This is a genomic window from Lacrimispora sp. (assembly GCF_047605665.1).
Lineage (GTDB): Bacteria > Bacillota > Clostridia > Lachnospirales > Lachnospiraceae > Lacrimispora.
Map to the genome: position 1 here is coordinate 126,199 of NZ_JASGFH010000005.1, position 14,252 is coordinate 140,450.

Annotated in this window: 7 protein-coding genes; 1 reads left to right on the top strand and 6 read right to left on the bottom strand. The window is 51.1% G+C overall.

The genetic code is table 11. From position 1 onward, the window contains the following. Positions 1–9 precede the first annotated feature (9 nt). From QM657_RS05440 to QM657_RS05465, 6 genes are all read right to left on the bottom strand, one after another. On the bottom strand, positions 10–1,014 hold the full coding sequence (locus QM657_RS05440; RefSeq protein WP_415065559.1) for an ABC transporter substrate-binding protein: 1,005 nt from the start codon (positions 1,012–1,014) through the stop codon (positions 10–12). Positions 1,015–1,109: 95 nt separating this feature from the next. Continuing rightward, complete coding sequence (locus QM657_RS05445; protein WP_415065560.1) at positions 1,110–1,934, bottom strand: helix-turn-helix domain-containing protein; 825 nt, start codon at positions 1,932–1,934, stop codon at positions 1,110–1,112. A gap of 236 nt (positions 1,935–2,170) precedes the next feature. Beyond that, positions 2,171–2,590: a hypothetical protein gene (locus QM657_RS05450; RefSeq protein ID WP_415065562.1), complete on the bottom strand. Its 420-nt coding sequence runs from the start codon at positions 2,588–2,590 to the stop codon at positions 2,171–2,173. Next, the gene (locus tag QM657_RS05455) at positions 2,587–4,110 is read right to left on the bottom strand and encodes a DNA methylase (protein ID WP_415065563.1); all 1,524 of its coding nucleotides are present in this window, start codon (positions 4,108–4,110) and stop codon (positions 2,587–2,589) included. Before QM657_RS05455 ends, QM657_RS05450 begins: the two co-directional genes overlap by 4 nt. 288 nt (positions 4,111–4,398) lie before the next feature. Continuing rightward, positions 4,399–10,923: an S-layer homology domain-containing protein gene (locus QM657_RS05460; protein WP_415065564.1), complete on the bottom strand. Its 6,525-nt coding sequence runs from the start codon at positions 10,921–10,923 to the stop codon at positions 4,399–4,401. A 19-nt stretch (positions 10,924–10,942) separates the two neighbouring features. Beyond that, complete coding sequence (locus QM657_RS05465) at positions 10,943–11,302, bottom strand: four helix bundle protein (protein WP_415065565.1); 360 nt, start codon at positions 11,300–11,302, stop codon at positions 10,943–10,945. 288 nt (positions 11,303–11,590) lie between these two features. On the opposite strand from QM657_RS05465, the gene QM657_RS05470 reads away from it, so the two are divergent. After that, a complete protein-coding gene (locus QM657_RS05470; protein WP_415065566.1) occupies positions 11,591–14,134 on the top strand; it encodes a LuxR C-terminal-related transcriptional regulator in 2,544 nt (847 codons plus the stop codon). The last annotated feature ends 118 nt before the right edge of the window (positions 14,135–14,252 follow it).

The following is a 14,252-nucleotide window of genomic DNA, read 5'->3' on the forward strand; positions in this document are numbered from 1 at the left end:
ATGCTGTTATCAGTCTGAAAGATTTTCGATGATGGTTTTCACACCCAATTCAATTCCTAAAGGGCCTCCGGCTGCAATAGAACTGTCCAGTGCGTACATATTTCCGTTTTTCACTGCATTAAGAGAATTCCATACGGAGTTGCTCTCCAGGTCTTTTAAGTATTTTTCCAAAGCAGCCGAAGAGCCGTTTATATCCGCAACAAATATGTAATCAGGATTCATGCCTGCCAGCGCTTCTAAGGAAATCTCTTCCCCTTTTGTCCCCATATCCACATAATTTTCCGGAGAATTCAGCCCCAGGCCGTTTTCTTCATCGAAAACAAACTGTGTGGTAAACGCCCAAAACTGCTTATCTCCCAGCATGATCACCCCAAAGGTCTTATGGCTGTAGTCTGCCAACTGCTCTTTGGAATCGGCAATCAGGGTCTCAATCCGGGATATCTCGGATTCGGCTTTCTCCTCTTTTCCGAATATTTCACCGTATCCCCGCAAAGCGCCTTTCCAGTTATTTTCATTTGCAGCAACCGTAATGACCGGGGCGATTTTCTCAAGTTCTTCCCCGTATGTTTCATATAAACCGGAAAACATGATGATGATATCCGGCTCAATTTCCAGAAGTTTTTCGATGTTGGGACCTCTCATGGAGCCTATATCAGCAATATCATACTGCTCTTTATACGGTTTTAAAGAAGCCCATTCATCCAGCATGTTCACCTCAGTGGCCGCCGCCGGACCTTCTTCAAGCAGGAACATATGCTCAAAATTGCGGAAAAACAAAAGGGCGGCTTTTTCCGGTTTCTTTTCGAGAACGATCTCCCGCTTAAGCTCATCGACATACGTTCTCGGCCATGCCGCCTCTGTGCCGGCGCTTGCCGCAGGCGTGCCGGTTTTTGCAGACGGGGTGCTCTCCGGGGTGGTTGTAACACTATTTCCAGCAGGCGCTCCTGTACAGCCCGCCAGCGATCCTGTTAATAACACGGCTGATAAAATCAGCCCCATCAGTTTCTTCATCATTCATTCCTCCAATGCCATAGTAGTTAGTATTGTCTAACTCTGCATTAGTTAGTATAGCAAGCCGATCACCATAGGGGAATGTGTTATTTATGAAACTAATATGTGTTATTTATGAATTTACTCCGGAACTGGCTGGGAGAAATTCCCAATTGTTTCTTAAATGCCTTGCTGAAATGAAAAGGATCGTTAAACCCGGCAGCCTGCGCCACCTCATGCAATGGAGCTTTACTGGAAAGCAGAATCTCTTTCGCCCTGTTTAAACGGTATTGAAGCAAGTAATCCCCCGGCCCCATGCCTGCATATTTATGAAACACGTAAGCGAGCCGGTTTCTATTTACACCGTTTTCTTCCGCGAGGATTGGAACGGTAAGTGCCTCCATGTACCGTTCATGAATATATGCGGACACCTGTTCAAATAATTTCTGTGCATCACCATTGGTCTGATTGCGCATGCAGACGAATACTTCCTCCAAAATTTCACGGAATAGTGTTTCTGTCTGAAACATGGCAACACCTCCGGGCCGGCTGGAGACAAACCGCAAGCGTTGAAGCAATTGGGACAGCCGGAGACTTTGGCCGACCCCAAGCTCAAAATGCTCTTTTGACAGGTTAAACCCTTTCGGCTCCGGAACGGTAATGTTATAAAGAATCAGCAGATACTCCCATCTCGTATTTCCAAGGACGCGGCTGTTGAGCTGCATATCAGCTCCGCCATGAACGATGTTTCCCGGTGCAAGAATATAGGGCGTACCGTTAAAAATGAACTCCGCCTTGCCGCTCAGAGGAAACACAAAGCCTGGGAACGGCTTGGAATAGGCATTGTAACACATCCCAGGCTCACGCACGCAGCGGTATACTGTTTCAACCTGAAAAGAAGTTCGCGCAAAGTGTTCCGCCAGTTTGTTTATGTCAATTTTCATACTGCGCACTCCTTTTCATGAATGGATTGCAGAAAGCCTCCAAATTAATCTTCATATTGATCGCTCCGTTCACATGGCTCTGTTTGATTTACCTTTTTGTGCATCAGCGGTAAATATAAGTTAGTCAAATCTAACCAACATGATACCATGTTTCAGAATGATTTTCAAGAATAATGCGCACGTCTCAGGAACCGGGTTGTCCATAGATATAAAGCCAATATCAGAAATGGTTTGTGTTACATATTTTCAAATATCTGTCCCTCTATACCGATGATCTCATCAATGGAAATCACGGTCCCATCTGCCATAATCATAATCCGTTCATATTCATCTATCTTTTTAATAATTCCATCAGCAGTGACATAGGCACCGCCATTCTTCTTCTCATCGGGTTGAAAATAGGTGATTGCGATTTCAGGCTGCTCCTTAAACCTGTCAGATATGATCTGCATCTTATGGCTTAAAACAGCTTTCATATATTCGTCCAGCTCTGCTCTCTCATCAGTGAGCCTTGCGGTTTCCTTGACAGCGGCATCATAGCCGGTCAGGGCTGCAAAGGGGGAAAATTGGGCTGCCCGGTCACTGACTGCCATATGAGGGTGTTTTTCAGAGATATGGCGGGGCAGATGAATGATATCGTCATACGTCTTTGTCATGCCTTGTGCCCTCCAATCTGATTATTCCGGTCTAATGAGGTGGCGCCTTCCTCCAGGTTCATTCCCTTTATGATAGCGTTTTTGCCGTATTTCTTTTTTATCTCCAGCATAGCTTTTTGTATATTTTTTTCCCGCACAAGTTCGGCTTCTTCCGCCTCTTTTTTCGCCTGCACAGCTTCGTAATCCGTGAAGAGATCGAGCTGCTCAAATCCGTCTTCCTGATGAACGGTTCCCTCATCCACAACATGATTGGCAGTGACGTTGACTCTCCTGACCAGGAGATTTTTGTCGGCGATGCGCTCAAAAAGGTCTGTAACAGCCTCCATAATCAGCCTGGTGGAGGAGGTCTGCCTGCCAAGGTTTGCCGTACCGTGGGCGGATTTCGGGACGGAACGTCCGTAGTGGTCTACGGTAATCGGTCCAAGATATAATTTCTTTATCTTCGGGTTGGTCAGATTTTCAATATCATATCCAACCGTTAAAACAAGCTGGTCGGTCACAAGCCTTTTATCCACCAGATCGAGCACCAGCAAATCGGTCATTTCCCGCACGATCAGCTTCGTTTTGTCAAAGGGATAGGCGCATTGCAGCACCTGTCCCGATCCAATGCAGTTTGTGGCCGGTTTATACGCTTTAATGTCGGCAATCGTGCATGGCTCCCAGCCCCAGGCATGGTCTATCAGCAGCTCTGCATTGATGCCGAATAATCTGTACAGTAAGTCCTCATTGTAATAATCGGTGGGTTTGCCGAGAGAACATCTCGCAATATCTCCCATGGTAAAAATGCCCTGTTCCTCCAGCTTCTTTGCGTATCCTCTGCCAACACGCCAAAAATCTGTCAGAGGCTGGTGCGGCCACAATAGATGACGGTAGCTCATTTCGTCTAATTCAGCAATCTGCACCCCGTTTTCATCCGCCGGAATATGCTTTGCCTGAATATCCATAGCAACCTTACAAAGGTATAAGTTTGTGCCGATTCCCGCTGATGCGGTTATGCCCGTCGTTTCCAGAACATCCAGGATCATTTTCGTGGCCAGTTCACGGGCCGAAAGATGGTACGTATCCAAATACCCGGTGACATCAATAAGGACCTCATCAATGGAATAAACATGGATATCTTCAGGGGCAATGTATTTCAGATAGATATTGTAAATCCGTGTACTGTGTTCTATATAATGTGCCATTCTCGGCGGGGCAATCACGTAGTCCAGGGATATCTCCGGTGAGGATTTTACTTCAATATCGTTAAAGGAGGTACCGGAAAAGGCCCGCCCCGGCGCTTTTTGCAGCCGTGCCGCATTGACTTCCCTGACCTTTTGCACCACCTGAAACAGCCGGGGCCTGCCGGGAATGCCGTACGCTTTGAGTGACGGTGAAACAGCAAGACAAATGGTTTTTTCAGTCCGGCTTGCGTCAGCCACAACAAGGTTGGTGGTCATCGGGTCAAGTTTTCGTTCGATACATTCGACCGAAGCATAAAAAGACTTTAAATCGATTGCAATATAGGTTCTGTTCTTCATGTTTATTCTGCGGCCGCCTCCTTAAAATTTTATACGCTCTGCAAGCTGGAAATTATCGTCTTCTATTTCAGTAATTGTAATACATAGCGTTAGATTCCTGTTTGTTAATTATAACAAATAAAAAAAGGGAAATACAGCCTTATCTGTTATCTGAAATTTTTAAACAGAAAAGTCAGAGTAAGAATATTAAATCAATGGAATCAAATAAAACGGTCCGCGGGGCAATCCACACGAACCGTTTTGTCTTTATGTTGTTTTACCGGTAAAATTTCTCATAGCCAGATGGTTTTATTTTGTCTTTCTCACACCGTTTTCATCCACTTCCCATCCGTCAACTACGGTACTTTGGGCGAGGGAACCGTCAGCGTAAAAATAATACCATTTACCGTCAATCAGAAGCCACTTACCGGATGCCATCCGGCCATCCATAAAGTAGAGCCACTGTCCGGCATCATTCAGCGCCCAGTCCTGAGCCGTTTCCGGGTCAATGGTCAGCTTGATATAACGGTGAAGCATGGCGCTGACCTCCCCGCGGGTGGCACTGGCTTTCGGATTGAACTTCCTGCCGCTGCCACCCATCATAATTCCCGCCTGCTGCATGGCTGTGACCGCATTCTTGTAACTGCTGCCTATGCTGGAAGCATCCGCATAAACGGCGGCCTCGCGGGTCACAGGCAGGTGATATCCTGCAGCCCTGGCGTAATTTTGCAGAATCAGGGCCATTTCTTCGCGGGTGACCGGGCTGTCTGGTACAAACTGTCTGCTGCCGTTGTTCTGAATAATGCCCTGCCTGTATGCCCATTCTGCGTAGGGACTAAGGGCGCCGTCAGAGGTATATTCGTTTACATCTATGCCAGCCAGCCTTCCAAGTGCTGTCACCAGCACTTCCCTGGTCATAGCAACATCCGGTGAAAAGGCATTTTCCGATGTGCCGAAGATAAGCCCCCGTCCTGCTGCATAATTGATGTTTTCCTTTGCCCAATGGCCGTTAATATCCGTAAACCTGACGCCTGGAGCAGTATATCCCACGCCGTACACCGACAGATGCCCGGTAGAAATCAGAATACTTCTGCTGTTTGCATCATAGGCTGAGCCGTCTATTCTGGAGGCATTGCCCTTTTCATCCACGTATACACCGTATAGATATCCGGCAGCTTCATTTGCATCTACTGTGTATGGAATCGAGATTGTTACAATTCCGCCGTTAAAATCTGAAATTCTGACGGTATTTCCATCTTTTATAAAACTCACCGCAATGTCATATACCGGCCTTGTACCGATGAGATTCCTGGCACCCTCGGAAAGATTGCTTACAGGGGTCATGCTCACTATTACGGAATCACTGCTCTGTCTTTGGATCGCTTTCAGTGCATTTAAGTCAAAGCATACGGATGATAAATGCGCACTGTTGATGCAAAATCTCGTTACGCCTGCATCTGCAAGGCTTTGAAGCGCACTGGCTGAAAATACTGAGGAAATGGAAGCCGTCCCTTCCGGTAAGACAATATTCAGTTCCACGGCAATTCCATTTGCGGTTTTGCCCTGGGTCTTTGCGTCAGCCTGAGCTCTGAAGATGGCTTCTGCAATGGCCCCATCTGGGACACTCACGCTGGCTGAACCATTGACGCCTGCGGCTGCCGTAATGGGCATTGCCGCCATCACCGGCTGATTGGGCCGTCTTCCCGGCACATTTACCGCTGTGAAATCAGCACCGCCGGAACCACCGTCCGCTCGCTTTGTAAATGTTACAGACAAAATACCGCTGTCCTCCATCCCCGCTTTCACTGCAATTGCTTTAACAGCAGAAGTGGATGTGAGGCTGAATGGCACCGTATAAAGGGTACTGCCTGCTGTCGGCGTACTTCCGTCAGTGGTATAGTAAATTGCGGCTCCCACTGTTTCGCTGGAAAGAGTTACGATTTGGCTGCCGATAAAGGTGGAGCCATTTGGCGATGCCGCCGGTGTTTTTACCCGGAACATGGGCAGGGTCACACTGGAGCTTACAGCAGGACTTTCATGGAATCCCGGCTTTGCCGCCACACGTTTGTAGCCGGTAACCGAACCGGGGAGACAGTCGGTTTTTGTATTGTCACTGCTCCACGCAACGCCGTCAAAGCTGTATTCCGCACCTGTTGTGGCTGGAATTGTTACGGTGTAGGCCGTATCATTCACGCTTTCATAGATAAGCGTGAACGCATCCGGTGCAGCCTGGCTTTGGTCTTCCGTGCTGACGATTGCACTGGCTTCCGCGGAAGATTTATGTGTGGCTGTTTCCGCCAGCCGGATATACAGGGTCACATTCTCGGCACTGCTTGAGATGTATGTATTCACCGGGCTGTACCCTCCGCTGTTAAATTGGTACTCCGCATCCGCAACCGGCGTGATCGTCACGTCTTTGGGGAAGCCGCCTGTACTCACGGTGTACTGGAGCACTGGGGCAGAGCCGCCATCCAGCTTTTCAAAAACGACTGTACCGGTACTTCCCTCTGCTCCGGCCTCATAGTTTTCTGTTTCCTTGATACGGGCAAAAAAGGAATGGCTGCTGCCCGGCACAATGCCGTGGAATACGTTGCTGTCCTGCCAATCACCGCTACCCATCCGATACTGTGCGCCGGGGATGGAGTCCACCGTATAGGTATGGGTTGTGCCGCTCAGGATGGAACTGCCGGTAACCGTGGCCACGGCCGGCCCCGCGGCCTTGCCGATCGTAAACGTCACATCCTTTGTGCCGGTGAAGTTGCCTGTTCCGGTGAGTGTGGCAGTCGCGGCTCCGACGTTTATACTGCCGGAGGATACCGTATAATCCTCGTCCTTCGTCAGTGTCACGCTGTCAAAGGTAACGGTCATGGTCGGGATGACGGCGCTGCCGGTGTAGGTGTGGGTTCCCGTCACCTGCACGACGGCATGGGCAATATCCCGCTGGGTAAACCCCAGTCCGCCGTCGCCGGATTGCGCACCGCCGGCATTTTTCAGTACGGGCAGCTTGCCGTCCGCCAGCGTCCAGACGCTCTCGTCCCAGCCTGCGGTGTCCCAGTTGGCCGCGCTGCGCCAGAAATCGGCGGAATCAATTTGTGCAAGGGTGATGCTTGCGCCGTTTTCCTTGTTCCCGTCCATGAGGGATGCATTCCATGTTCCGGGCATCCCGCTGAAAGCCACGTTTCCGGCGAGAGTTGCTCCCGAGCTGGTGGTCACGCGTTTAGGCGCTGTCCCTGCGGTAACCGCGGTGTTCAGCGCAGCGCAGTTGCTCACTGTGCTCCCGGACCGTGCCTCTCCCGCCACACCGCTGGCGGAATAGGTGCTTCCGCTGATTTTGCCGGTGGCATAGCAATTCTGTACCGTGCCGTTGGTTCTCCCTGCCACACCGCCAATTTGTGCAATGCCGCTGACCTCGCTGGCGGAGTAGCAATTCTTCAGTGTGGTACTGAGGCCAACCACACCGACCAGACCTCCCGTACCGGTGCCGCCGCTGATTCTGCCGGTGGTATAGCAGCTTTCCACCGTGCTGTTGACCGAAATTTGTCCCGCCACGCCTCCGGTATAGTCCGCACCTGTAATGCTCGCATTTACCACGCCGAGGTTTTTCACCGAGGCAGCTGTAGAAATAATCCCAAACAGACCCTGGTTATCAGCACTGGGACGGTTGATGAAAAGACCGGTGATGACCTTGCCGCCTCCGTCAAAATGTCCTCTAAAGGACCCGCCGGGGCTGGCTGTCCCGATTGGCGTCCAGCCCGCTCCGCTGTCCGCACCGGCATAGCCGGAGAGGTCGAGGTCGTTCATCAGCTTGTAGTATTTGTTGAGATAAGTGGCGTTCCCTGCGTTGACCAACACGGCCATCTGGGCAAGATCCGCCGCTGTGCGGATTTGATAGGGGTCGCCGGATGTGCCCGCGCCCCAGAACACTCCTCCGCTGCTCGTTTCGGTGATGTGCGGGGGCATCGGCAGCGCCGCGCCGAACAGCCCGGGCAGCTTACCGTCTGCATAGGTCCATGTGGGATCACTGCCAAACAGCGCTTGGAAGAAGCCCGTCTGGCAGATCTGCGCGGCTGACTTGTCTTCGCCGTTCGATCCGTTACTTCCCCAGGAGCCGGGGATTCCCGAAAACGCTACGTTGCCGGTTGCAGCTCCAGATGCGATATACCCCGCCACACGGCTATCACTGCTGTCGCCGCTGATTGAGGTGTTCAACGCGGCACAGCGCTCCACCGTAGCAGAGGAGTAATTCATAAATCCCACCACGCCGCCGACCTTGTCAACTGCGCCGGTGATACTGCCGGTGGCATAGCAATATTCGATCGTTCCCCCACTGCTTCCCGCCACACCGCCGACGCCATACCATGCGCCGCTGACGCTGGCGGCAGAGTAGGAGTGCCGTATTGTTCCTTCAAGAACCCCCGCCACACCGCCGGTACCCCACCCTGCGCCGACGATACTGCCGGTGACGCCGCAGCCTTCCACCGTTCCGTCCACGTATCCCGCTATAGTGCCAACCATTGATTTACCCGTGATATGGGCATCCACGCCGAGTCTTTTCACCACACCTGCAGCGGCAACATATCCGAACATCCCCTGATATTCAATGCCCGGGCGGTTGATGAAAAGGCCGGTGACTTTGTGGCTGCCGCCGTCAAAGCTGCCATTGAACCGAGCCGAAGAGTTTCCGATGGGCACCCAGCCCTCACCAGTGGCGTAATCAGACAGGTCGATGTCCCGCATCAGCCTGTAGTGCTTGCCCGAATCCGCATAAGGGGTCGTTCCCGCGTTGACCAGCTCAGAAAGCCGTTTCATCTCCGCAGCCGTGCGGATCTGCCAGGGGGCTAATTCCGTGCCGCTGCCCAGAAACTCCGCGCCGCCCTTGTCCGCAATGTGAATCGGCATATCCACCGCCACGCCGTTCAGGCCGGGCAGTTTTCCGGTTTCGTAAGTCCATGCGGAATTGCCCTCAAACAGCGTCTGGAAGAAGTCCTCCGCACCGATTTCGGCGGCGGTTCTGGAATCGCCGTCCAATCCTGCTGCGTTATTGGTGATCGATTTTGGGCTGCCTCCCACTGTCACCGCCATGCCGCTAAAAGCGATATTATTCAAAAGAATACTGTCACTGACACTTCCTGACACGCGCCCGACATTGCCTGTGCCGGTGACGGAGGAGTTCAGCGCAGCGGAGTTACGCATGCTGCTGGTGGTTGAAACCAAACCAACCACGCCGCCAATATGGTTGTTGCCGCTGACATCGCCGGTACTGTAGCAATTTGTGACCGTACTGTTAACAAGATATCCCACCACTCCGCCGCCGCTGACGGCAGTGGAGTTGACGCTGGCGGCACTGTAGCAATTTTGCAGCGTGCTGCCGCCGATAACAGCGCCCGCCACTCCGCCAATGTTATTTGCGCCGTCGACACTGCCGATGCTGTAGCAGTTTTGCAGTGTGCTAAGATTAAGGCGTCCTACTACGCCGCCGATACTATAGCCGCCTGCATCGGTGCTTTTGATGCTGCCCACAGTATAGCAGTTTTGCACAGTTCCCCCATAAACATGCCCCGCCACTCCCCCGGCAAAGCTTTTCGCCACAATCGTTGCGTTTTCGATGCCGAGATTTTTTACCGATGCACCGATGCCGACATATCCAAACAGACCCTGATACTCCATACCGGTGCGGTCAATGGTCAGGCCGCTTATCTTATGGCCGCCACCGTCAAAGATGCCCTTAAATGGATTACTCACTCCGCCAATGGGCAGCCAGCCTTCTCCGCTTGTGTAGGCAGAGAGGTCGATATCGTTCATCAGTTCCAGACTCACCTTTGCCCCCGCATCGTTGAACAGGAAGGTTTCAAGCCGGCCCGCGTTTACCAGCGTGGCAACCTCTGCAAGCTGTGCCGCCGTGGTGATTTCCAATGGACTTGCCGCCGTTCCGCTGCCAGCCATGCGTCCCATAATTCTCTGCGGAATATATACAGTCAGGCGCGGAGCCTGAACGCCGTCCGCAAGTGCATAACCCTCGCCGGGCTCAGCCGTGAACACATACAGTCCCCGTTCCGGATTCTCTGTGTCATATAGATGATCTGCTTCCCATGTCACCGGGACTGGAGCCGTGTTCCCTTCCACAGTGCCGGAAACGGTTTGGGGAAAGTCCGGCGTCAGGGTATTCTGCCAGCGGAGTTCGTCAGGCAGATCGTCGAATGCCGTAACCATACCCGTAACTGCTGCCGTCTCTCCCACTGTTACCCTGATTTCCAACATTGGTACAGACACTGTAAATCCCTGGGTCTCAGCAGTGAAAATGTAAGTATCCGCCTTATCCTTGTCATATTCCGGTGAGGAAACCCACTCCACCGGCACGGGGATGAGCATTTCCACTGTATCGGTTCCGTCTTCTTCCCACTCAGGCTCCGCAGCAGTCTGCTCCGGCATCTCGCTTTCATCCGCCTGGTCTGCAGAACTGGCGGTTGCTGTTTTAAGTTCATCCGGGTTGCTTTCGCCTTCACCAGGCTGCGGTACATCACCCAAATCCGGCTCCTCCGGTTCCTCTGCTCCCTGCTGTCCCAGTTCTTCGGAATCCTTCGTGAACTCCCCGTCATCCACTGAAAAACGCACCGTTGCCGTCAGCGTTTCCGGTAAATCCAGTTCAGCCATAGTTGTTCCGGGTGATACCGTCTGCCTCGCAGTTCCTTCAGCCAGCTTTTCAAAAGCAATAATCTCTCCGCCTGCCCCGATCGTCAAAACTTCCGCCGCTGCTGAAACCGGCAGCATTCCCACTGCCATGACGACAGATAATGCCATCGCCAAAAATCGCCGTATTGTTTTGTGCTTGTTCATATGTCTTCCCTCCACTCTTCTATTCCTTAAACCGTTTACCCGCATATGGCTCATCTATGGTTGTGCCAGACGCAAGCAGCTTAAACAGATTGCTGCAATCCGCCCGGATGTGAATGCATTGCTCCTGGGTCAGATATCCGGCCACTTGAGCCATTTCAATGATATAATCCGCTTCCATAACATAGGCGGCCGCCTGTTTTGCCCTCTTTGCCGGATATCTGCTATCCGACGACGCCCGGCAGGCAAGCCCTGTTTCGACCCCGCAGACCAGCAGCCGTTCACATAAGGGAAAACCTCTTGGGTCCTCTCTTAAAAATGACACAAGCTCTGCAATACGGATGGAAAAGTCAAATGCTCTTTCCTGAATCTCATTCTTCATTGAATCACCTCCAAACCATAACCTGTGTTTAAACGCTGCATCATAGAACTGTATTTTTTATTATTATAGAGACACGCCCATAAAGAAAACAATTAGCTTTGTATGAGGTTTTAGGGAAATATTTTCAGGGATTCCGAAACAAAAAACATCTATTTTTCAAAAAGTATGAGGTTTTTTATCTGATTGATTTCTCAGCATGCCTAAATACCCTCAAAAACTTCATACACAAGTATATTTTTCGTGCAATTCCAAAAAGGCAGTGATATACTGAAAAAAAGGGGGATTTTTATGAACAGCCATTTATTAAACGAAAAATTCATACCGGAAGAACTGCCTTCCGTCTGTGTGCCAAGGCATGCACTTTTACATACATTTAACGAATATGCCGGAAAAAGAGCCATCCTCGTATCCGCCCCTGCCGGTTTTGGAAAAACAGTATCATCCCTCCTCTGGCTTGCAGCTTCGGGGCGAAAGAACATCTGGATCGGACTGGATGAGTACGATAATTCCCCGGCTGTTTTCTACAAGCTGCTCTGCACCGGAATTTTGTCAGCCTTCCCCGGCAACAGGGCCATGGCAAAGCTGATCAAGAATCCGGCTTTTGCCGCCCTGCCGGTGGAAAATACCATCAACTTTTTATCCTGCCTTGAGCCTGACTCTGCGCCTTACGCCCTGGTGCTTGACGGCATCCACTTAATTACGGACGAGGAAATCCGAAAATCCCTGCCATTTATCTTAAAACGCCTTCCCATGTCCTTTATCACATTGATCCTGACCAGGGAAGAGTATACCGGTTATATAGAGTCTTATATCCAGGAAGGGAAAGCGGCCCGGATCACCTCCGGGGAGTTGATTTTCTCTGAGTCTGAAATACAGAGATATTTCAAAGCCTGCGGCCATTTTATCACTCCGGAGGAGGCCCTTGCAGTCAAAGCCGTTACGGGAGGCTGGGCCATTGGCGTGGATGTGGTCGCGAAAAGCGGACAGTTGGAATCCGGTGGAAAGATGGATGAAGCCTTAAAGCGCTATATCAGGCATCAGATATGGGATCAATGCGACAGGGAGCTGCAGCACTTCATGCTGAAAACGTGTACCGTGGATGAAATGACCCCGGAGCTGGCAAACCGCCTGACCGGAAGGGAAGACAGCGGGGATTTGCTGGACCGGCTCTGTTTTGGCAGCTTCTTTGTCAGCCGCACCGATGAGCAGCATTACCGTTACTACCATGTGTTTTTGGATTTTCTGAGAGAGGTGCTGGAGGAAGAAGACGGCCTTGACAAAGAGGACCTTTACAAGTCCACGGCTGCCTACTATAGAGAACGGGGGGAGTATTACAACAGCATCCGGTTTGCAGTCAAAGCAAAGGACTTTGAGGCTCTCACCGCTGATATGCTGGAGATGTACGAATACAGCACTCCCGGAAAGACAGCCGCTGACCGCATTTCCATACAGGACCTTTCCCACCTTGGGGACAGCATTCCGGAAAGCCTTGCAAACCACAAGCCTTATCTTTTAATCAGCCAGAGCTGGTATTATTATCTGCTTGGGGATGCGCAGCGGTTTTGCGGCTGCCTGGACAGACTGTATGGGAAACTGCCGGAAATCATGGAGCAGTATCAGTCATTTACGAAATATGCTCTTTTCATGGCGGCCATTGATTTTCGCCGCCCGATTTTCAGCGTCTTGGAGTTTTTCCCCGGAGCCATCGAGGAGGCCAGAAGGGGCAATGCCAAGGCCACCTCTCTGATGAAAGCCCTGCCTTTTATCCACCGCAGCCACCGGGATTACTCCGATTTCATACCGGACATTGAGAAAAATGTACAAATGGCAGAGCCCATACTTGCCGCCCTGATCAGCGCAGACGACACCCGCATGGTGCTTTTGCTGCGCGCCATGCTCTATTATGAAAGGAATATGTTAAAGGAAGCAAACGCCTGCTGTGAACAGGCCATGGGGTTCCTGCCGCAGAAAGCCATGCCGGAGCTGTGCTTCAGCACACAGATGACCCGGATTGCCATTCTCTCCGCCCTTGGGCGCAATGAGGAAGTGGAGGCAGAGCTCATCCGGAATCAAAATGTCATCATGGAACAGGGGTTTCTCTTTCTGCTGCCCAACTTCAAGGCATACGAAACCAGGCTGCGCCTGTCCGAGGGGGATGAAAGCGCTGCTGCTCAGTGGTTTGAACAGTATTTTGTGACTTCTTCCAAAGATTTGGAGCTGTATAAGATTTCCCAGCATTTCACAACGGCCAGGGCTTATATGGTGCTTGGAAAAGCAGAAGAAGCCATGCATTATATTGCCGGTTTGAAAAAGCTGGGGGAGGATTTTTGCAGGCCTCTTGATATGGCGGAAGCAGGCAGTTTGCAGGCAATTCTTGAATGGGCGCTTGGTAAACGCAAGGAAGCGCAGCATACACTGGAGCTTGCACTGGCCGCCGCTCAGGAATACGGTTATGTGCGGATATTTGCGGAAGAAGGCGCCGCAATCCTGCCCATTCTCCGTAAAATTTCCTTAAAGACCGAACGGGAGGGCTATGCGGGAGAACTGACATCAAAATACGTTCACGAAGTCACGTTAGCCGCCTATGAGCAGTCCAGGCGGAAAAAAGGGCTTGCTATCCCTCTGAACCCGAAAACAATCAAGCTGTCAAAACAGCAAAAACGCATCCTGGGCCTGCTCGCAATGGGATATAAATACAAAGAGATCATGGAGCTTACCGGACTTACCATCCACACCGTCAAATCTCACGCCACCGCCGCTTACGGAAAGCTGGATGTAAATAACTCCATGGATGCCGTATTAAAAGCCAGGAAGCTGGGGTTGATGGAATAAAGGCCTTCCATGTATAAATACTTTGATCGGAACAGAGTATTATGCTATCATTACAAAAAAGCCAGGATTGGAATGTCCACAGGCTTTAACCGGTTTTACCGTGGGAGTATTTATATTT